This is a genomic window from Pseudomonas sp. P4_B4, from assembly GCF_056402255.1.
This window is the reverse complement of sequence record NZ_JBFUHS010000002.1, coordinates 373553-392478: the sequence shown is the minus strand read 5'-3', so window position 1 is coordinate 392478 and position 18926 is coordinate 373553. Positions and strand designations below refer to the sequence as shown.

Sequence of the window (18926 nt, the reverse complement as noted above, 5' to 3'; positions counted from 1 at the left end):
ACTTCCTGAAACAGCCAAAATCAATTTTGCAATTGAACCAGCACTGCCGTTAGCCAGCTTATCGCTGCCTGTCCTTGTAGTAGTTCGCAACCGACACCAGAGCTTCATCGACGCTGACGGGAGGAGTCCAACCCAGCAGTTTTCGAGTTTTGCTTATATCGACTTGCAACGACCCGCAAAGCCGTTGCGATAAAGCCCGCTTGCCTAAAAGCTGCGCTCCTCGCTCAAGCAGTACACTCGGAACAGGCAACAACCGTGCAGGCTTGCCCAGGGCTTGCCCCATGCGCCTCAACAGCTGCGTAGTGGACAGATCTTCCCCATCACTAACAAGGAAAATCTGATTCGCTGCAGCAGGGTGACGAATACAGGTCGCTATTAAATCAACAAGATTGTCGAGCGCGACCAGACTGCGTCGATTATGGATAGCCCCGAATGGCAGCGGCACCCCCTTGTCCAGCCAGCGCATCATGCTCAGGAAATTGGCCCTGACACCCGGGCCATAAACGAGCACAGGACGAATAATCACGACCTCCATCCCTGAATCGATGGCAATTTCGCGTAACCCTCGCTCGGCCTCCATTTTTGAAACGCCATAGGGGTCCGCTGGCGCGGGTGGAGCATCTGCAAGATAGGGTTCATTGAGGGGCGTACCTTCACCATTCACCTTGATCGAGCTGATGAACACAAAACGTCGAACCCCTTGGCCAGCCGCCTGCCGGGCAAGATTCAGCGTGCCTTCGACATTCACTTTGCGAAACGCAACCAGCGGATCGGACTCGGTGTCATTCATCACATGGACACGCGCCGCGCTGTGAATGACGACCTCCACCCGATCCAGCGCTTGCGACCAGTCGGTATCACTAGCGAGCCCGGAGGTTTGAACAGTTGTAACGCGCGCCGGACAGTCAGGCAGGGCATGCCCGCGAATGGCGGCCACCGGTTCCAGATCTTCAGAAGCCGCTAACCGGCCCAGGACTGCACGGCCTACGAAACCAGTGGCACCTGTCAACAAAACACGCATTTTCAAACCTCGACGCCGCTCAGGGTTTCGACCAGACAGTACGGTTGATGTAGTCGGTGTAACTCAATACGACCCGAACCACCTGCTTGGACACCGGACCCGCCTGGTAATCCCTGACCACGGGGATGACACGCTGATCACGATCATGCTGACTGGTCACCACACGTACGGCATTGAGAACGCCATCCACTTTCAGGCCACTCATAATGAGAGTCCCTTCGTCCATCCCTTCCGGACGCTCATGTGCATTACGGATGGTAATGGCAGGCAAGTTCAGCAGAGAGGCTTCCTCAGTGATGGTGCCACTATCGGACAGGACGCAAAACGCCGACATCTGCAACTTGATGTAGTCAAGCAGACCGAATGGTTTGGAAAAACGGATCAACGGGTGATCCAGCGATTCGCCTATCGCCTCCAGACGTTTGCGGGTGCGGGGGTGAGTGGACACGATGATCGGAAACTTATATTCGTCGGCCAAGGCTCGCAGCGTCTTGAGCAAATCCCGGAGGTTCTCCGGCGTATCGACGTTTTCCTCTCGGTGAGCGCTGATGATGAAGAATTTATCCTGCTCCAGCCCCTCTCGAACCAGCACGTCGGAAATGAGAATTTTCGGCATGTAATAGTCGAGCACTTCCTCCATATGCGAACCTGTCTTGATGATGGTTTCAGGACGAATCCCTTCAGCGATCAGATAACGCCGGGCATGCTCGGTCAGCACCATATTGATATCGCTCAGGTGATCGAGCACCTTGCGATTCAGTTCCTCGGGAACTCGCTGATCAAAACAGCGATTGCCGGCTTCCATATGGAATACGGGAATCTTGCGGCGCTTGGCGGCAATGACTGCAAGACAGGTATTGGTATCGCCATAGAGTAAAAGCGCGTCCGGCTTTTCAACTTCAAATACTTCATCCGCCTTGGAAATCACCTCGGCGATGGTCTTGGCAGCCGTATCGCCAGCGGCGCCCAGAAAGTAATCGGGCTTTCGAATTTCAAGATCGTCGAAAAACACCTGATTCAATTCGAAGTCGTAGTTTTGGCCGGAGTGGACCAACACATGGTTGACCTGCTTATCCAGCTCAGCAATGACACGACTCATCTTGATAAGCTCTGGTCGCGTGCCGACCAGCGTCATGACCTTAAGCATCAAGTTTCTCCTGAATGTATTCCAGATTCAAAAGAACTTTCTTCACGCCTTCAACATCGAGACGCTCAGTGTTATGCGAGGTGTAATCTTCAAGATCGGAAATCTCCTGCTCACCTTCAACAAAGAATTTCTTGTAGTTCAGGTCGCGATTGTCCGCCGGGATTCGATAGTAACGCCCCATGTCTTCGGCTTTGGCCATTTCTTCACGGGAAATCAGCGACTCGTAGAGTTTTTCGCCATGACGGGTGCCAATGACCTTGACAGTATTGTCGCGAGAGAACAGTTCCTTGAGCGCTTGCGCCAGGTCCGCGACTGTCGAGGCAGGTGCTTTCTGAACGAAAATATCGCCTTGCTCGGCATGCTCGAAAGCGTGCAACACCAGGTCGACAGAGTCCTCCAGCGACATCAGAAAGCGGGTCATGTTCGGATCAGTGACGGTCAGCGGTTCGTCATTTTGCAATTGGTTGATAAACAACGGGATCACTGACCCGCGCGAGGCCATGACATTGCCGTAACGAGTTGCGCAGATCACAGGTCCCGCTGCCGGAATCATCCGCGACCTGGCCACCATCAGTTTTTCAGCCATGGCCTTGGAAATACCCATGGCATTGATTGGATAAACAGCCTTGTCGGTACTTAGCACGACAACGCGCTTAACACCCGAAGCAATCGCCGCATTCAAAACGTTTTCGGTACCGATGACGTTAGTACGCACGGCTTCCATAGGGTAGAACTCGCAGGAAGGCACCTGCTTCAATGCTGCAGCGTGAAAAATGTAATCCACACCGACCATGGCCTGATCAAGGCTATCGCGATCGCGAACATCACCGATATAGAACTTCACCTTGTCGTTCGACAGGGCAATGCGCATATCTTCCTGTTTTTTTTCATCGCGGCTGAATACACGAATTTCTTTTACGTCTGTATCAAGAAAACGCTTCAACACTGTATGACCAAATGACCCTGTGCCGCCCGTGATCATCAAAATTTTATTATCAAACATAACTACCATCCAAGACTTGATTGTATTTAATGATCAACGCGTTGCGCGCATTGATTTGACCAATTCCAACCATGAAGGTGGAACATAACCGGTCGCGGATTGGAATTTTGATGAGTCCAGCGAACGATTAATAGAAAGATCACTGTCGGCGACGATATCGATTTCCTTTTCATAAACTTCTGCCACCAATTTCAGCAGAGACAATTTATCAATAGGTGCCACCGAGACATGATAAAGACCCTTAAGCTCCGGGTTCGGGATCACATAATCTCGAATGACACGCGCCAGCTCCACGGTAGGAAGCCCCGAAAAAATGGCCTTTTCGTAGCCCTTGACGGACCCGTTCTGGGATAGAAACCAATCCACCAGTGAGTACTGGCTTCCCAGTTCATGACCGATGATTGAAGTCCGGAGAGTGACTGCATTCGGTCGGGCATGAAGCTCGCCAATGTACTTGGACTTGCCGTAGAGATCCTCCGCATCGGAGACATCCTCTTCAGTGTAAAGCCCTTTACGTCCGGAAAACACGCAGTCGGTACTGATGTGAATCAAGCGAGCGCCAGACAGTTCGCACAACTTGGCAATGCGATGCGGCAACATGGCATTGATGGGAAGCGCTGAAAGGGGATCCTTGGCATCGGCCAGCTGCTTGATCAAGCCGACGCAGTTAATGACGACATCCGGCTTGACCCGTGCCAGCACCGAAACCAGCGAGTCCTGGTCCAGCACGTCAACATTACTGATTAACGAACTGCGAGTTTCGTCTGAAAAGTATTTTGCGCCACCTGGATTACGTAAAGTGCCCCACACCTCATAGCGTGGGTTTCCATGGAATTGCCTGAACACCGTGCTACCCAGCATCCCGGTGACCCCTAACACTAGAACTTTCATTTTGAGCTACCTTTCAATTCATTGATCCTGGTACAGAGGATTTCGACGAGACGCTGGCTTTGACGCTCCATTTCGAAATGCTCGAGGTAGTACGCCCTGCCCGACTGCCCCAATGATTCCCGTTCATCCGAACTCATGTGGAAAAGTTGCTCAATGCACTTGGCCATACCTTCGGCATCTTGCGCCGGGCTCGTCAGGCCTGCATTGGCCTCTTGAATGACCCGAGCCCCTTCGCCATCCAGCGCGGCCACAATCGGCCTCCCCGCTGCAAGGTAAGCCTGGACTTTACTGGGAATGGTATAGGAGAACGCCTCATCTTGCTTCAACGTCACCAACAATCCCGTGGCACGACTGAAAAAATGTGGCATTTCACTTACCGGAAACCGGCCGGCGAGGACTAGGTTGTCCAATGATCGGGATTTTTTCTGGCTTTCGATCCAGCTCAGCATGCTACCGCTGCCGACCAGCACAATTCGGAGATTGGATAGATGGCGAAGCCTGTCTGCTACCTCAACCAGGGTTTCGACCGATTGCGCGGTCCCCAGGTTGCCAGCAAAAACGAGACAGAAATGGTTTTCGAGCTCCGCGAGCAGCGATACTGGAATCCGGGTCTCTTCGGAGCCTGGCGGAGTATCCTGATAACAATTTGGGTAATACACGACCTTGCCGGGATCAGCATAGCGAGCAACCGGCTCCCGGAATGCCTTCGACTGAACGAGTAAAGTGTCAACGCAGGCGTAAATGCCTCTGACCATCCACCCTACCACGCGCAAGAGCAATTTATTCCTGATGAATCCCGTCGCACTCAAACTCTCTGGCCAGAGATCTTGAACCCATACAGCCAGATGACTCTTGAGCTTCCATTTCAAATAGATGGCGGGAATGACCGACGTAATCGGGGAAGGTGCAAACACAAAAATTGCGTCGTAACGCTCGCCCCTTACAGCATCCGGGTAAAATTTCAACCCATTTACGATATAAGACAAATAATTCAGTATCAGGTTTTTTGCGCCCGAAGAGCCGCGAGGTCTAAGCGGCGCACGGCATACGCTAACTGTCGTTTCGTAACTTTCTTCCTGATATCCGGCGGCATTGTAGCCGTCGAACACAATGCCATCGGGGTAATTCGGCTTGCCGGTAAGAACTTTTACGATATGCCCCTGAGCAGACAAGCTCTTGACCAGGTCGTTGATAATAAATGATTCCGGCCAAAAATACTGCGACACCACGAGAACTCTCATTTATCAAACACCTGCTTTTCGCAACTTGGCCAGCGCCAGCAACTCGGACCACGTTCTTCTTGAGGTTTTCTCCCAATCAAACTTATCACTTTGCGCAACCGCTGCAACGGCCAGCTTTTTCAAGAGTTCCGGACTTGTTAAAGCTTCTGTCAATACGTCTGCTATGTCTTGGGAATCAAACGGCGAAAAATACAATGCTGCGTCCGCGCCAAACTCCGGCATGGGCATAACATTGGAGCAGATCATTGGCCGACCTGAAGCGAGCGCTTCAAGAAGTATGTTCGGGCAGTTCTCGCACGACGAGGCAAAGAGATTCAGATAAGCGTGGTGATACAGAGGAGGAAGTTCCTGATAAGGAATAGCGCCCAGTAGCAGGACCTGGCCTTCAAGGCCCAGCGTTGAAACCAGAGTCTTTACGCGCTCAGCTTCCGGCAGATTTGTTTCCCCGACAAGAATCAGCGGGAACCTTTCGCGAAGCTCTTGAGGTAGTTTCCCGTAAGCACTGACCACTTGAAAATGATGCTTGTAAACGTCAAATCTCGACACATATAAAATGTACTCGCTCCCTGGTAAAAAATCCGGGCGAACAGTACTTTTGCCGTGCGTCCGAAACACAGAACCAATTCCATGAGGCATAGTAACGGCGTTTTTAACCTTGGTCAGCGATTCGATGACCCCTCGTGCATAATTTGAAATAAATATCGTCAAATCAGCTTCAGTCATGCTCTTGAGCATAATGCGGTTCAATAACCAATCTCTGATCCGTTGCAACCCGAATGGTAAACTTTTTCGTACGCGCAAATCAAATGGAATCATGTTCCGAAACATCGTCGCAACCTTGCAACCGGCTGGTGCACGAGTGCCCACTACCCCCCCGGGACAAAACAGCAGGTCAGCCTTTTCAGCCTTCAAGATACCGGGTAACACCCACTTTTCCCACAAGGCTCTGACAAGCGGATTTTCTGTCGGCCAGGCAGGTTCGACGCGACGGATCCTTGGGTGATCCGGCAGCTTGAGTGACGAAGGGGCGAACACGCGGATCTCAAGATCCTTGTCGAAGGGTACGAACTGAAAAAGATTAATCAAATATGTCTGACCTCCACCTAGACGGGCAGAGAGCGCGTTGAAAACTATCTTCATGGAAAACCTTTTGCTCAATCTGAATTAGCGACTATTTTTATCAAGCCAGGATTGGAACATCAGAATATTCCACAAATGAAGACTACGATCGTACGTTCCGTTTTGATGCTGGAGCCACGCCGAGCGAATTTTCTGACAATCGAAATAACCCTCTCTCCTGATTCGCTCCTCAGCCAGCAAGTTCTCTGTCCACTCTCTCAGTAGTCCACGCAACCATTGCGCCAGCGGAATAGAGAAGCCCACCTTTGGTCTATCGAGGAACGAGGTAGGTACATATCTCTTAAGCAGTTCGCGAAGCGGCCATTTCCCGACGCCATTTTTGATCAACTGCTCTGAAGACAAAAAAAACGCCAGTTCCGCGACTCGATGATCGAGCAAGGGTGCCCGGGTTTCGAGGCTCGCGCTCATGGCACCACGCTCGACTTTTACCAGCAGATCATCCGGCAAGTACTGAGAAACATCCCATCTGCGAATTTCTTCGGTGTAATCGTCCATCGACTCCCAAGAGACGTCGCCCTGATCTTGACCGTCAATACCCAGTACCACATTGTCTGTAGTCTGTAGGCTGTCATTGCGACTACATTTACGCCAGAAAACCTTAACAACTAAAGCGCAAACAGCAATGAATTCCCGTCTCAACGAACGCGCGCAGGATACCGCATCATTGCCTCTGCCGAACACCAGAAACAAATTCCAATAAAATCAATGTTCAACTTACCGCCCCTGCTTCTGACCCTCAAGGCATAAGCAGACACAACACCGCCCCCCCCCCACAATCATTCCGACCAAGAATGAAACAACGCCAAAAATCGACAACTGAAGCTGTGGTGAAGAAAAACCTAAAAAGGAGATGACAACAAACTGCTGGTTTTCCAGTACGAAGAGCAGGCATGGAATTGATACAAACAACACAAACCCTGTGATCACGAATCGCTTGAAGCGACTGCTGTCTCGCCAACTAATCGTCACTGCAACCCTCCTCATCCTCATTCACCCGATCACGCAATTCCTTACCCGGCTTGAAATGCGGAACGAACTTGCCGTCGAGACTGAGACCGACCGGTTTTCGAATTGCGCCCCACCCGCGGGGAGCGATAGCGCAGAGAGAAACTGCCAAACCCACGGATCTCGATACGATCGCCGGTGGCCAGGCATTGGGACATTTGTTCAAGCAAGGTCTTGATGGCCTGCTCCACATCCCTGGATGAGAGCAGCCCCTGACGGGTGACAATTCGCTCGATCAACTCCGACTTAGTCATAGCCCCCCCTTCTTTTTCAAGCAACCAGATCAGCGCTTCAGCACACCCGGAGATTTTGAACAGTGCTGCAGTTATCGCATCGTCCTCCTGCCAGGTATCTCGCCTGACCATCACTTACTTTCAGGCATAAGGCTAGCTGCAAATAAACGACTGATCCGACTAAGAAAGAGACAACCTGAGGAGCCCAGGGTTTCATCAACAAACCCCGGCAGGCCAATATTCTGTTCAGCCCAGGTAAAATCCAGGCACAAAAAAGGGCGACCGAAGTCGCCCTTTTTTACAGAAAGTCAGAACTTAGTTCTGCTTTTCCATTTGTGCACGCAGCAGGTCACCCAGAGTGGTGGCCACAGGAGCATCAGTAGCTACTGGCTTGTCGCGCAGGCTCTGGATTGCTTCTTTCTCGTCTTCAACGTCTTTCGACTTGATCGAGAGCTGAATTACACGGCTCTTGCGGTCAACGCTGATGATCTTGGCTTCTACTTCTTCGCCTTCTTTCAGAACGTTGCGCGCGTCTTCAACGCGGTCACGGCTGATTTCGGAGGCTTTCAGAGTCGCTTCGATATCGTCGGCCAGAGTGATGATGGCGCCTTTAGCGTCAACTTCCTTCACGATGCCTTTAACGATGGCGCCTTTGTCGTTCTCTTGAACGTACTCGGAGAACGGATCGCTTTCCAGTTGCTTGATACCCAGGGAGATGCGCTCGCGCTCTGGGTCAACCGACAGGATAACGGTGTCCAGCTCGTCGCCCTTCTTGAAGCGGCGAACGGCTTCTTCGCCCACTTCGTTCCAGGAGATGTCGGACAGGTGAACCAGACCGTCGATACCGCCGTCCAGACCAATGAAGATACCGAAATCGGTGATCGACTTGATGGTGCCGGAGATTTTATCGCCCTTGTTGAACTGGCCAGAGAAATCTTCCCATGGGTTAGATTTGCACTGCTTGATGCCCAGGGAGATACGACGACGCTCTTCGTCGATGTCCAGAACCATAACTTCCACTTCGTCGCCGACTTGTACGACTTTCGAAGGGTGGATGTTCTTGTTGGTCCAGTCCATTTCGGAAACGTGTACCAGACCTTCAACGCCTTCTTCCAGCTCAGCGAAGCAGCCGTAGTCGGTCAGGTTGGTTACACGCGCGGTAACGCGAGTGCTTTCTGGGTAACGGGCTTTGATAGCAACCCATGGATCTTCGCCCAGCTGCTTCAGGCCCAGGGAAACACGATTGCGCTCGCGATCGTACTTCAGAACCTTGACATCGATCTCGTCGCCAACGTTGACGATTTCGGAAGGATGCTTGATACGCTTCCAAGCCATGTCGGTAATGTGCAGCAGGCCATCGACGCCACCCAGATCGACGAATGCGCCGTAATCGGTGAGGTTCTTGACGATACCTTTGACTTGTTGGCCTTCCTGCAGGGATTCCAGCAGAGCTTCGCGCTCGGCGGAGTTCTCGGCTTCCAGGACGCTGCGACGGGAAACGACAACGTTGTTGCGCTTCTGGTCCAGCTTGATGACCTTGAATTCCAGCTCTTTGCCTTCCAGGTGCGTGGTGTCGCGCACTGGACGGACGTCAACCAGAGAACCTGGCAGGAACGCACGGATGCCGTTAACGTCGACAGTGAAGCCGCCTTTAACCTTACCGTTGATAACGCCCTTGACCACTTCTTCGGCTGCGAAGGCTGCTTCCAGAACAATCCAGCATTCAGCGCGCTTGGCTTTTTCACGGGACAGCTTGGTTTCACCAAAGCCGTCTTCAACCGAGTCCAGAGCAACGTGAACTTCGTCACCGACGTTGATGTTCAGTTCGCCAGCGTCGTTGTAGAACTGCTCAAGCGGGATGAGTGCTTCAGACTTCAGGCCAGCGTGAACGGTTACCCAGCGAGCCTGGTAATCGATATCAACGATAACACCGGTGATGATGGAGCCTGCCTGAAGGTTCAGGGTTTTTAGGCTTTCTTCAAAGAGTTCCGCAAAGCTTTCGCTCATTTTAATTCCTGTTGATGAGGGCGAAGAATACGCCCATCTCCACACCCCAGACGGTGTGGGTTAGTTTCATTTAAAAGAAGCCACCGCAGGACTATGACTGGTCCCCTGCGGCCTTCTTGGTCACCCGGCGATATCGCGAATGGCGATCTCGCTCATGATGCGTTCCAGCACCTGGTCGATGGATAATTCCGTGGAATCCAGCTGTATGGCGTCAGCCGCCGGTTTGAGCGGGGCTACCGCTCGCTGGGTGTCACGCTCATCGCGCGCACGTATCTCATCTAGCAGACTCGACAGACTAACACCCTCGACCTTGCCCTTCAACTGCAAATATCGACGGCGCGCCCGTTCCTCGGCACTGGCGGTCAGAAAAATCTTCAGCGGCGCGTCGGGGAAAACCACTGTGCCCATGTCGCGACCATCCGCCACAAGGCCCGGCGCCTCCTGAAAGGCTCGCTGGCGCTGCAGCAGCGCCTCGCGTACAGCGGGCAACGCAGCCACCTGGGAAGCGCCGGAACCGACGCTTTCGGTGCGAATGACATCGCTGACTTCATCACCTTCCAGAATGATGCGTTGCAACTGACCGTCCGTCGCCGCGATGAACTGCACATCCAGATGAGCGGCGAGTTTCTTCAGCAGCTCTTCATTGGTCAGGTCGACACCGTGGTTATGCGCGGCGAAGGCCAGCAATCGGTACAACGCACCGGAATCCAGCAGGTTCCAGCCCAGGCGCTTGGCCAGAATCCCGGCTACCGTACCCTTGCCCGAACCACTTGGCCCATCAATAGTGATGACCGGTGCAATGTTGATCACGACTGTGCCTCTTGTGCCACGCGAATACCGACCTGTGCGCACAGCGCCAGGAAATTCGGGAACGACGTCGCGACGTTGGCGCAATCATGAATGCGGATCGGCGCACTGGCGCGCAGCGAAGCAACGCTGAACGCCATGGCAATACGGTGATCACCATGACCGTGCACTTCACCGCCGCCGATCTGGCCGCCGTCGATGATGATGCCATCCGGGGTTGGCTCGCACTTGACGCCCAGCGCCAGCAAACCATCCGCCATGACCTGGATGCGATCCGACTCCTTGACCCGCAGCTCTTCGGCGCCACGCAACACGGTGCGCCCTTCGGCACAGGCCGCGGCGACGAACAACACCGGGAACTCGTCGATCGCCAGCGGGACCAGCGCCTCGGGAATCTCGATACCTTTGAGTTTAGCTGCACGTACGCGCAAGTCAGCCACCGGTTCGCCACCCACTTCACGCTGGTTTTCCAGGGTGATGTCGGCGCCCATCAGGCGCAGGATGTCGATCACGCCGGTACGGGTCGGGTTGATGCCGACGTGCTCCAGCACCAGCTCCGAACCTTCGGCGATCGATGCCGCCACCAGAAAGAACGCCGAAGACGAAATATCGCCCGGTACTTCGATGTGGGTCGCGGTCAGTTTATTGCCGGACTCGACCGATGCGGTCGCACCGTTGACCGTTACCGGGTAGCCGAAGCCACGGAGCATGCGCTCGGTATGGTCGCGGGTCGGAGCAGGCTCGGTAACCGTGGTCCTGCCTTCGGCATAGAGGCCGGCAAGCAGCAGGCAGGACTTAACCTGGGCACTGGCCATCGGCATGGTGTAGGTCAGGCCCTTGAGCTTGTTGCCACCACGAATGATCATCGGCGGACGACCTTCAGCGGCGGTTTCGATCACCGCGCCCATTTCACGTAGCGGATTGGCCACGCGATTCATCGGGCGCTTGGACAGCGAAGCGTCGCCGGTCAGGGTGCTGTCGAAGTTCTGCGCAGCCAACAGGCCGGACAGCAGACGCATCGAAGTACCGGAGTTGCCCAGGTAGATCGGACCCGGTGCCGGCTTCAGGCCATGCAGGCCGACGCCGTGAATGGTCACGCGACCATGGTGTGGACCTTCGATGACCACGCCCATGTCACGGAAAGCCTGCAAGGTCGCCAGGGCATCTTCGCCCTCGAGGAAGCCTTCGACTTCGGTGACGCCTTCGGCCAGGGAGCCAAGCATGATCGAACGGTGGGAAATCGATTTGTCACCCGGTACGCGAATCCGACCGGACAGGCGGCCACCAGGTTGAGCCAGGAAAATCAGATCGTTGGAATTCATAGCGTCCACATAGGCCCTGCGGGCCAGGATTTTACTGAAATGCTCGCGGGCAACCCGGGCGCGAGTGAAAACGCCCAACAATTGGTGCCCATCCCCTGCATCGACCGCGTCGCGCAAGGCGTCGAGATCGCTGCGAAATGTATCGAGTGTGCGCAGGACAGCTTCGCGGTTGGCGAGGAAGATGTCGTGCCACATGACCGGGTCGCTTCCGGCGATTCTCGTGAAATCGCGGAAACCGCCCGCAGCGTAACGGAAGATCTCAAGATTTTCATTGCGCTTGGCCAACGAATCGACCAGACCGAACGCCAGCAAGTGCGGCAGATGGCTGGTCGCAGCCAGTACTTCGTCGTGACGCTCGACCTGCATGTGCTCGACATCGGCGCCCAATTCGCGCCACAAACGATCGACGACTGCCAGGGCTGCCGGATCGGTCTGCTCCAGCGGCGTCAGGATCACTTTATGGCGACGGAACAGCTCGGCGTTTGAAGCTTCCACCCCACTCTGCTCCGAACCGGCAATTGGGTGCCCGGGCACGAAGCATGACGGCATCTTGCCAAATGCTTCGGTGGCTGCACGCACCACATTGCCCTTAGCACTGCCGACATCGGTCAGGATCGCCTGCCCCAAATCCATGCCCGCCAGACGCGCGAGCACTTTCTCCATGGCCAGGATCGGCACTGCCAACTGGATGACGTCGGCGCCCTGACAAGCAACGCCCAGATCTTCCTCGCAGCGATCCACCACACCCAACTCGACCGCGAGCTTGCGCGATTGTGGATCGAGATCGACCCCGACCACTTCGCGGCACAGACCGCGTTCACGCAAACCCTTGGCAAACGAACCGCCGATCAACCCGAGACCGACCACCACCAGGCGACCGATCACAGGTTCAGCAGATTGCAGCGCAGTAACATCAACCACGAGCCAGAACCTTGGTCAGCGCCTCAAGGAAGCGGCTGTTCTCTGCCGGCAGGCCAATGGTGATGCGCAGGTGGTTCGGCATGCCATAGTTGGCCACCGGACGCACGATCACGCCTTCACGAAGCAAGCCCTGGAACACTGGGGCCGCGACCTGACCGAGATCGACGCAGATGAAATTGCCTTTGGACGCAATCCAGCTCAGCCCCAGCTCACGGAAACCGGCTTCCAGTTGCTGCATGCCGGACTCGTTCAACTGACGGCTTTGCGCCAGATACTCTTCGTCCTTCAACGCCGCACAGGCAGCGGCCAGGGCCAAGCTGTTGACATTGAACGGCTGACGAACACGGTTCAGCACGTCTGCGACTACCGCCGTGGACAAGCCATAACCCACGCGCAGTGCCGCCAGGCCATAGGCCTTGGAGAAGGTACGGGAAACCAGCAGGTTCGGATAAGCCGCCAGGAAGTCCAGGCCGTCCGGCAGATCGCTGCCTTCGGCGTATTCGATGTAAGCCTCGTCCAGTACGACCAGCACATGCTCCGGAACATCCTGCAGGAATTCGTCCAGCGCCTCAGCGTCGAACCAGGTCCCGGTCGGATTGTTCGGATTGGCGATGAACACCACGCGGGTGTTGGCGTCGATCGCCGCCAGCATGGCAGGCAGGTCATGCCCCCAATCCTTGGCCGGAACCACCTTGGCCTCTGCGCCGACTGCCTGAGTGGCAATCGGGTAGACTGCGAACGCATGCTCGCTGAACACGGCATTCAGGCCCGGCGCCAGATAGGCGCGCGCCACCAGCTCAAGAATGTCGTTGGAGCCATTGCCCAGCGTCACTTGATTCAGTTCGACACGGCATTGTTCGGCCAGCAGGGTCTTGAGCGCAAAACCGTTGCCGTCCGGATAGCGGGTCAACTCGGCCAGCGCGTCGTGGATGGCCGCCAGCGCCTTGGGGCCGGCGCCCAACGGGTTTTCGTTGCTCGCCAACTTGACGATGCTGGCTGGATCGAGATTCAGCTCACGAGCCAGTTCGTCCACGGGTTTGCCCGGAACGTAAGGCGAAAGTTGTTGCACGCCCGGCTGTGCCAGAGCGAGGAAATTGCCACTCATTTGCTACCGCCCCTTAGAGAACTGCTTTCGGGTAGGAACCCAGCACCTTGAGTGCCACTGCTTCCTGACTGATCTTTTCCAGCACACCTTTGACCAGCGGGTCGCGATGATGGCCGACGAAATCGATGAAGAACACGTAGGTCCATTTACCGCTGCGCGACGGACGGGTCTCGATACGCGTCAGGTCGATGCCGTTGTCGTGGAACGGCACCAGCAACTCATGCAGCGCGCCCGGCTTGTTGCTCATAGAGACGATGATCGACGTCTTGTCGTCGCCGGTCGGCGGCACTTCCTGATTGCCGATCATCAGGAAGCGCGTGGAGTTGTCCGGGCGATCCTCGATTTTCTCGGCCAATCGGGTCAGCCCGTACAGGCCGGCCGCCATGTCGCCGGCAATCGCCGCCGAGTTCCACTCACCCTTGACCCGCTTGGCCGCTTCGGCGTTGCTCGACACCGCCACGCGCTCGACATTCGGGTAGTGGGCGTCCAGCCACTTGCGGCACTGGGCCAGTGACTGGGCGTGGGAGTAGATACGGCTGATGCTGTCGGTCTTGGTGTTTTCACCGACCAGCAGGTGATGGTGGATACGCAGCTCGACTTCGCCGCAGATCACCATGTCATGTTCGAGAAAGCTGTCGAGGGTGTGGTTGACCGCGCCTTCGGTGGAGTTCTCCACCGGCACCACGCCAAAATTCACCGCACCGGCTGCCACTTCACGGAACACTTCGTCGATCGCCGCCATCGGCTTGCTGATCACTGCGTGGCCGAAGTGCTTCATGGCCGCCGCTTGAGTGAAGGTGCCTTCAGGGCCGAGGTAAGCCACTTTCAGCGGCTGCTCGAGCGCCAGACACGAAGACATGATTTCGCGGAACAACCGCGCCATCTCTTCGTTGCCCAGCGGCCCCTGGTTGCGCTCCATGACACGCTTGAGCACCTGAGCTTCGCGCTCAGGACGATAGAACACCGGCACTTCGCCTTCGGCCAGCGAGGCCATCTTTACCCGCGCGACTTCCTGGGCGCAGCGCGCACGCTCACTGATCAGCTCCAGGACCTTTTCGTCCAGGGCATCAATGCGCAGGCGCAGTGCCTTGAGTTCTTGCTCAGACATTAGCCGTGTTCCTTCTCGAACTCTGCCATATACGAAACCAGCGCGTTGACGGCGTTGATGTCGACGGCGTTATAGATGGAGGCGCGCATGCCGCCCACGGAACGGTGCCCCTTGAGGTTCAACAGGCCACGCTCGTCGGCACCGGCCAGGAACGGCTTGTCCAGACGATCATCAGCCAGGCGGAACGGAACGTTCATCCACGAGCGGTCCGACTTGTTGATCGGGTTGCTGTACAGGCCGCTGGCATCGATGAAGCCGTACAGCGTGCGCTGCTTGACTTCGTTGAGTTTGCCGATGGCCTCGACGCCGCCCTGCTCCTTGAGCCACTCGAACACCAGGCCGGACAAGTACCAGGCCAGGGTCGGCGGGGTGTTGTACATCGAACCGTTATCGGCCGCGACCTTGTAGTTGAGCATGGTCGGGCAAATGGAGCGCGCATGACCCAGCAGGTCTTCGCGAACGATGTTGACGACGATACCGCTCGGGCCGATGTTTTTCTGAGCGCCGGCGTAGATCATGCCGAAACGCGAAACATCCACCGGGCGCGACAGGATGTCCGAGGACATGTCGGCGACCAGCGGGATATCACCGGTCTCGGGAATCCATTGGAATTCCAGGCCGCCGATGGTTTCGTTCGGCGCGTAGTGAACGTAGGCCGCGTCTTTAGACAACTTCCATTCGTTCTGGCCGGGAATGGCGAAGTAGTCGTAAGGCTTGGCGGTGCCGGCAACGTTGACGTGGCCGTAGCGCGAAGCTTCTTCGATGGCCTTCTGCGACCAGATACCGGTGTCGATATAGTCGGCAGAGCCGTTTTCCGGCAACAGGTTCAGAGGAATCTGAGCAAATTGCTGGCTGGCGCCACCTTGCAGAAACAGCACTTTATAGTTCGAGGGGATATTCAGCAGATCACGCAGATCCTGCTCGGCCTTGGTGGCGATGGACACGAACTCATCGCTGCGATGGCTCATTTCCATGACCGACAGACCCTTGCCGTGCCAGTCGAGGAGTTCACCCTGGGCGCGCTGCAGGACAGCTTCGGGAAGCGCCGCAGGACCGGCACAGAAGTTATAGGCTCTCTTGCTCACATCCAATCTCGCTCTGATTTGGTGGTATCACGCAGTAAATCATCAGCCGACACCAATACAATGTGGGAGCGGGCTTGCTCGCGAAAGCGGTTGGACTGGCGACATCTTCATTGGATGTCAGTCCGTCTTCGCGAGCAAGCCCGCTCCCACACTGGATCTTCGTGGGTGTCGATATTTCATTACGGACAAACAACAAGGGGGCGAATTTTCATCCGCCCCCTGTTTACCCGATTATTCCTGTGGTTCTTCGTCAGCGGCGGCGTCGAGTTGCTGGTCTTCGGCAACGTCGTCGATCACGACTTCACCGACAAACCCCTCACCCTCTGCACCTTCCAGCTCTTCACCCTCGACTTCCGACGGCTCCTGAACCCGCTCCAGCCCGACCAGTGTTTCGTCGTTGGCCAGTTTGATCAGGGTCACGCCCTGGGTGTTACGACCCAGGCTGGACACTTCGTCGACACGGGTACGCACCAGGGTGCCCTGGTCGGAAATCAGCATGATTTCCTCGCCGTCGAGCACCTGGACCGCACCGACCAGACGGCCGTTACGCTCGTTGCTGACCATGGCGATAACGCCCTGACCGCCACGCTTGTACTCAGGGAACTCGGTGATCGCCGTGCGCTTGCCGTAGCCACGCGCCGAAGCGGTGAGGATCTGGCTGCCTTCTTCCGGGATCAGCATGGAAATCAGTTTCTGGCCTTCCGGCAGACGCATGCCGCGCACACCGCGGGCGGTACGGCCCATGGCGCGAACGTCGGATTCCTTGAAGCGGGTGACCTTGCCGCCATCGGAGAACAGCATCACTTCGCGCTCGCCATCGGTGATGGCCGCGGAAATCAGCACGTCGCCTTCGTCCAGTTCCAGCGCGATCAGGCCGACGCTGCGTTGACGACTGAAGGATTCCAGCGGGGTCTTCTTCACGGTGCCGTTGGCGGTGGCCATGAAGATGTAGTGACCTTCGGTGTATTCCTCGACCGGTAGCATGGTGGTGATGTACTCACCGTCGTCCAGCGGCAACAGGTTGACCAGCGGACGACCACGGGCAGCGCGGGACGCTTCAGGGATTTCGTAGGTTTTCAGCCAGTAAACCTTGCCCTTGCTGGAGAACAGCAGCAGCGTGGTGTGGCTGTTGGCAACCAGCAGGTGAGCGATGTAGTCCTCATCCTTGACGCCGGTGGCCGACTTGCCTTTGCCGCCACGACGCTGGGCCTGGTACGCAGCCAGCGGCTGGGTCTTGGCGTAGCCACCGTGGGAAATGGTCACGACGCGCTCTTCTTCCGGGATCATGTCACCCAGGGTCAGGTCGAGACGGGCATCGAGGATTTCAGTACGACGCACGTCGCCGTATTCGGCGCGAATCACTTCCAGCTCTTCGCGGATCACTTCCATCAGGCGCGTGGCGCTGTTGAGGATGCGGATCAGCTCGCCGATCTGGTTGAGGATCTCTTGATACTCGGCCAGCAGTTTTTCGTGTTCCAGACCGGTCAGGCGGTGCAGACGCAGTTCCAGAATGGCTTGCGCCTGTTCTGGCGACAGGAAGTACTTGCCGTCGCGCAGACCGTATTGCGGATCGAGGTTTTCCGGACGGCACGAATCGGCGCCGGCACGTTCAACCATCGCCACCACGGCCGAGGATTCCCAAGGCGTGCTGATCAGCGCTTCCTTGGCTTCCGACGGCGTTGGCGACGCCTTGATCAGGGCGATGACCGGGTCGATGTTCGACAGGGCAACCGCTTGACCTTCAAGGATGTGACCACGCTCGCGCGCCTTGCGCAGTTCGAACACGGTACGACGGGTCACCACTTCGCGGCGGTGACGGACGAAGGCTTCCAGCAGGTCCTTGAGGTTCAGGATCCGCGGACGGCCGTCGATCAGCGCGACGATGTTGATACCGAACACCGCTTGCAGCTGGGTCTGGGCGTAGAGGTTGTTGAGGATGACCTCAGGCACTTCGCCGCGACGCAGTTCGATCACGACGCGCATACCGTCCTTGTCGGACTCGTCGCGCAGTTCGGTGATGCCTTCGAGCTTCTTCTCCTTGACCAGCTCGGCGATCTTCTCGATCAGACGCGCCTTGTTCAGCTGGTATGGGAGTTCGGTGATGACGATCTGCTGACGACCACCGACCTTGTCGATGTCTTCGATCATCGAGCGGGCGCGCATGTAAATGCGCCCGCGACCGGTGCGGTAGGCTTCGATGATGCCGGCGCGACCGTTGATGATCGCGGCGGTCGGGAAGTCCGGACCCGGGATGTATTGCATCAGCTCGTCGACGGTCAGCTCAGGGTTGTCGATGAGCGCCAGGCAACCGTCGATGACTTCACCGAGGTTGTGCGGCGGAATGTTGGTCGCCATGCCCACGGCGATACCGCTGGAGCCGTTGACCAGCAGGTTGGGAATACGGGTCGGCATGACCGCCGGGATCATTTCGGTGCCGTCGTAGTTCGGCACCCAGTCCACGGTTTCTTTATGCAGGTCAGCCAGCAGCTCGTGCGCCAGCTTGGTCATGCGCACTTCGGTGTATCGCATGGCCGCGGCGTTGTCGCCGTCCACCGAACCGAAGTTGCCCTGGCCGTCTACCAGCAGGTAGCGCAGGGAGAATGGCTGCGCCATCCGAACGATGGTGTCGTACACCGCGGTATCACCGTGCGGGTGATACTTACCGATCACGTCACCGACAACACGGGCAGATTTCTTGTACGGCTTGTTGAAGTCGTTGCCCAGCTCGCTCATCGCGAACAGCACGCGCCGGTGCACGGGCTTCAAGCCATCGCGCGCATCCGGCAGTGCCCGCCCGACAATTACGCTCATCGCGTAGTCGAGGTAGGACTGCTTCAGCTCGTCTTCGATATTGACCGGGAGGATTTCTTTGGCCAGTTCGCCCATGAGA

General features: G+C 56.3%; 14 protein-coding genes and 1 pseudogene. All 15 read right to left on the bottom strand.

Going from position 1 to position 18926, the window contains the following annotated elements; genetic code table 11:
* Positions 1–58 precede the first annotated feature (58 nt).
* The 15 genes and pseudogenes from AC1DVE_RS04105 to gyrA all read right to left on the bottom strand — a co-directional run bounded on the left by AC1DVE_RS04105 (position 59) and on the right by gyrA (position 18922).
* Complete coding sequence (locus tag AC1DVE_RS04105) at positions 59–1021, bottom strand: UDP-glucose 4-epimerase family protein (protein WP_223456236.1); 963 nt, start codon at positions 1019–1021, stop codon at positions 59–61.
* 19 nt (positions 1022–1040) lie between these two features.
* Positions 1041–2168 carry a non-hydrolyzing UDP-N-acetylglucosamine 2-epimerase gene (wecB, locus tag AC1DVE_RS04100; RefSeq protein WP_223456235.1) on the bottom strand — a complete coding sequence of 376 codons (1128 nt, stop codon included), beginning with the start codon at positions 2166–2168 and terminating at the stop codon, positions 1041–1043.
* Entirely contained in the window at positions 2161–3171 is a 1011-nt protein-coding gene (locus AC1DVE_RS04095) for a polysaccharide biosynthesis protein (protein WP_223456234.1), read from the bottom strand. Before AC1DVE_RS04095 ends, wecB begins: the two co-directional genes overlap by 8 nt.
* Before the next feature lie 33 nt (positions 3172–3204).
* A complete protein-coding gene (locus AC1DVE_RS04090) occupies positions 3205–4062 on the bottom strand; it encodes a dTDP-4-dehydrorhamnose reductase family protein (RefSeq protein WP_223456233.1) in 858 nt (285 codons plus the stop codon).
* Complete coding sequence (locus tag AC1DVE_RS04085; RefSeq protein ID WP_223456232.1) at positions 4059–5303, bottom strand: glycosyltransferase family 4 protein; 1245 nt, start codon at positions 5301–5303, stop codon at positions 4059–4061. The genes AC1DVE_RS04090 and AC1DVE_RS04085 overlap by 4 nt, the downstream gene beginning before the upstream one ends.
* Positions 5304–5306: 3 nt before the next feature.
* Positions 5307–6443: a glycosyltransferase family 4 protein gene (locus AC1DVE_RS04080; protein WP_223456231.1), complete on the bottom strand. Its 1137-nt coding sequence runs from the start codon at positions 6441–6443 to the stop codon at positions 5307–5309.
* A 24-nt stretch (positions 6444–6467) separates the two neighbouring features.
* The gene (locus tag AC1DVE_RS04075) at positions 6468–6938 is read right to left on the bottom strand and encodes an asparagine synthase-related protein (protein ID WP_411741642.1); all 471 of its coding nucleotides are present in this window, start codon (positions 6936–6938) and stop codon (positions 6468–6470) included.
* Positions 6939–7401: 463 nt separating this feature from the next.
* A pseudogene (gene ihfB / locus AC1DVE_RS04070) lies at positions 7402–7702 on the bottom strand (integration host factor subunit beta).
* A 294-nt stretch (positions 7703–7996) separates the two neighbouring features.
* Entirely contained in the window at positions 7997–9688 is a 1692-nt protein-coding gene (gene rpsA, locus AC1DVE_RS04065) for a 30S ribosomal protein S1 (protein ID WP_007973639.1), read from the bottom strand.
* 120 nt (positions 9689–9808) lie between these two features.
* Entirely contained in the window at positions 9809–10498 is a 690-nt protein-coding gene (gene cmk / locus AC1DVE_RS04060) for a (d)CMP kinase (protein WP_007985391.1), read from the bottom strand.
* Positions 10495–12702: a bifunctional prephenate dehydrogenase/3-phosphoshikimate 1-carboxyvinyltransferase gene (locus tag AC1DVE_RS04055; RefSeq protein WP_263287549.1), complete on the bottom strand. Its 2208-nt coding sequence runs from the start codon at positions 12700–12702 to the stop codon at positions 10495–10497. The genes cmk and AC1DVE_RS04055 overlap by 4 nt, the downstream gene beginning before the upstream one ends.
* Before the next feature lie 28 nt (positions 12703–12730).
* Entirely contained in the window at positions 12731–13843 is a 1113-nt protein-coding gene (hisC, locus tag AC1DVE_RS04050) for a histidinol-phosphate transaminase (RefSeq protein ID WP_223456229.1), read from the bottom strand.
* Between the two features lie 13 nt (positions 13844–13856).
* A complete protein-coding gene (gene pheA, locus AC1DVE_RS04045) occupies positions 13857–14951 on the bottom strand; it encodes a prephenate dehydratase (protein ID WP_007939916.1) in 1095 nt (364 codons plus the stop codon).
* Entirely contained in the window at positions 14951–16036 is a 1086-nt protein-coding gene (gene serC, locus AC1DVE_RS04040; RefSeq protein ID WP_046042602.1) for a 3-phosphoserine/phosphohydroxythreonine transaminase, read from the bottom strand. Before serC ends, pheA begins: the two co-directional genes overlap by 1 nt.
* A gap of 231 nt (positions 16037–16267) precedes the next feature.
* Positions 16268–18922 (bottom strand): DNA gyrase subunit A, encoded by a 2655-nt coding sequence (gene gyrA, locus AC1DVE_RS04035; RefSeq protein ID WP_223456228.1) that lies wholly within the window; start codon positions 18920–18922, stop codon positions 16268–16270.
* Positions 18923–18926: the final 4 nt, after the last annotated feature.

What these genes read in the sequence shown, in the direction of transcription:
- hisC (WP_223456229.1), bottom strand. Translation starts at nt 13,843, where the DNA reads ATGAGTGGCAATTTCCTCGCTCTGGCACAGCCGGGCGTGCAACAACTT.
- AC1DVE_RS04090 (WP_223456233.1), bottom strand. Translation starts at nt 4,062, where the DNA reads ATGAAAGTTCTAGTGTTAGGGGTCACCGGGATGCTGGGTAGCACGGTG.
- AC1DVE_RS04095 (WP_223456234.1), bottom strand. Translation starts at nt 3,171, where the DNA reads ATGTTTGATAATAAAATTTTGATGATCACGGGCGGCACAGGGTCATTT.
- AC1DVE_RS04105 (WP_223456236.1), bottom strand. Translation starts at nt 1,021, where the DNA reads ATGCGTGTTTTGTTGACAGGTGCCACTGGTTTCGTAGGCCGTGCAGTC.
- pheA (WP_007939916.1), bottom strand. Translation starts at nt 14,951, where the DNA reads ATGTCTGAGCAAGAACTCAAGGCACTGCGCCTGCGCATTGATGCCCTG.
- rpsA (WP_007973639.1), bottom strand. Translation starts at nt 9,688, where the DNA reads ATGAGCGAAAGCTTTGCGGAACTCTTTGAAGAAAGCCTAAAAACCCTG.
- AC1DVE_RS04085 (WP_223456232.1), bottom strand. Translation starts at nt 5,303, where the DNA reads ATGAGAGTTCTCGTGGTGTCGCAGTATTTTTGGCCGGAATCATTTATT.
- AC1DVE_RS04080 (WP_223456231.1), bottom strand. Translation starts at nt 6,443, where the DNA reads ATGAAGATAGTTTTCAACGCGCTCTCTGCCCGTCTAGGTGGAGGTCAG.
- AC1DVE_RS04075 (WP_411741642.1), bottom strand. Translation starts at nt 6,938, where the DNA reads ATGGACGATTACACCGAAGAAATTCGCAGATGGGATGTTTCTCAGTAC.
- gyrA (WP_223456228.1), bottom strand. Translation starts at nt 18,922, where the DNA reads ATGGGCGAACTGGCCAAAGAAATCCTCCCGGTCAATATCGAAGACGAG.
- wecB (WP_223456235.1), bottom strand. Translation starts at nt 2,168, where the DNA reads ATGCTTAAGGTCATGACGCTGGTCGGCACGCGACCAGAGCTTATCAAG.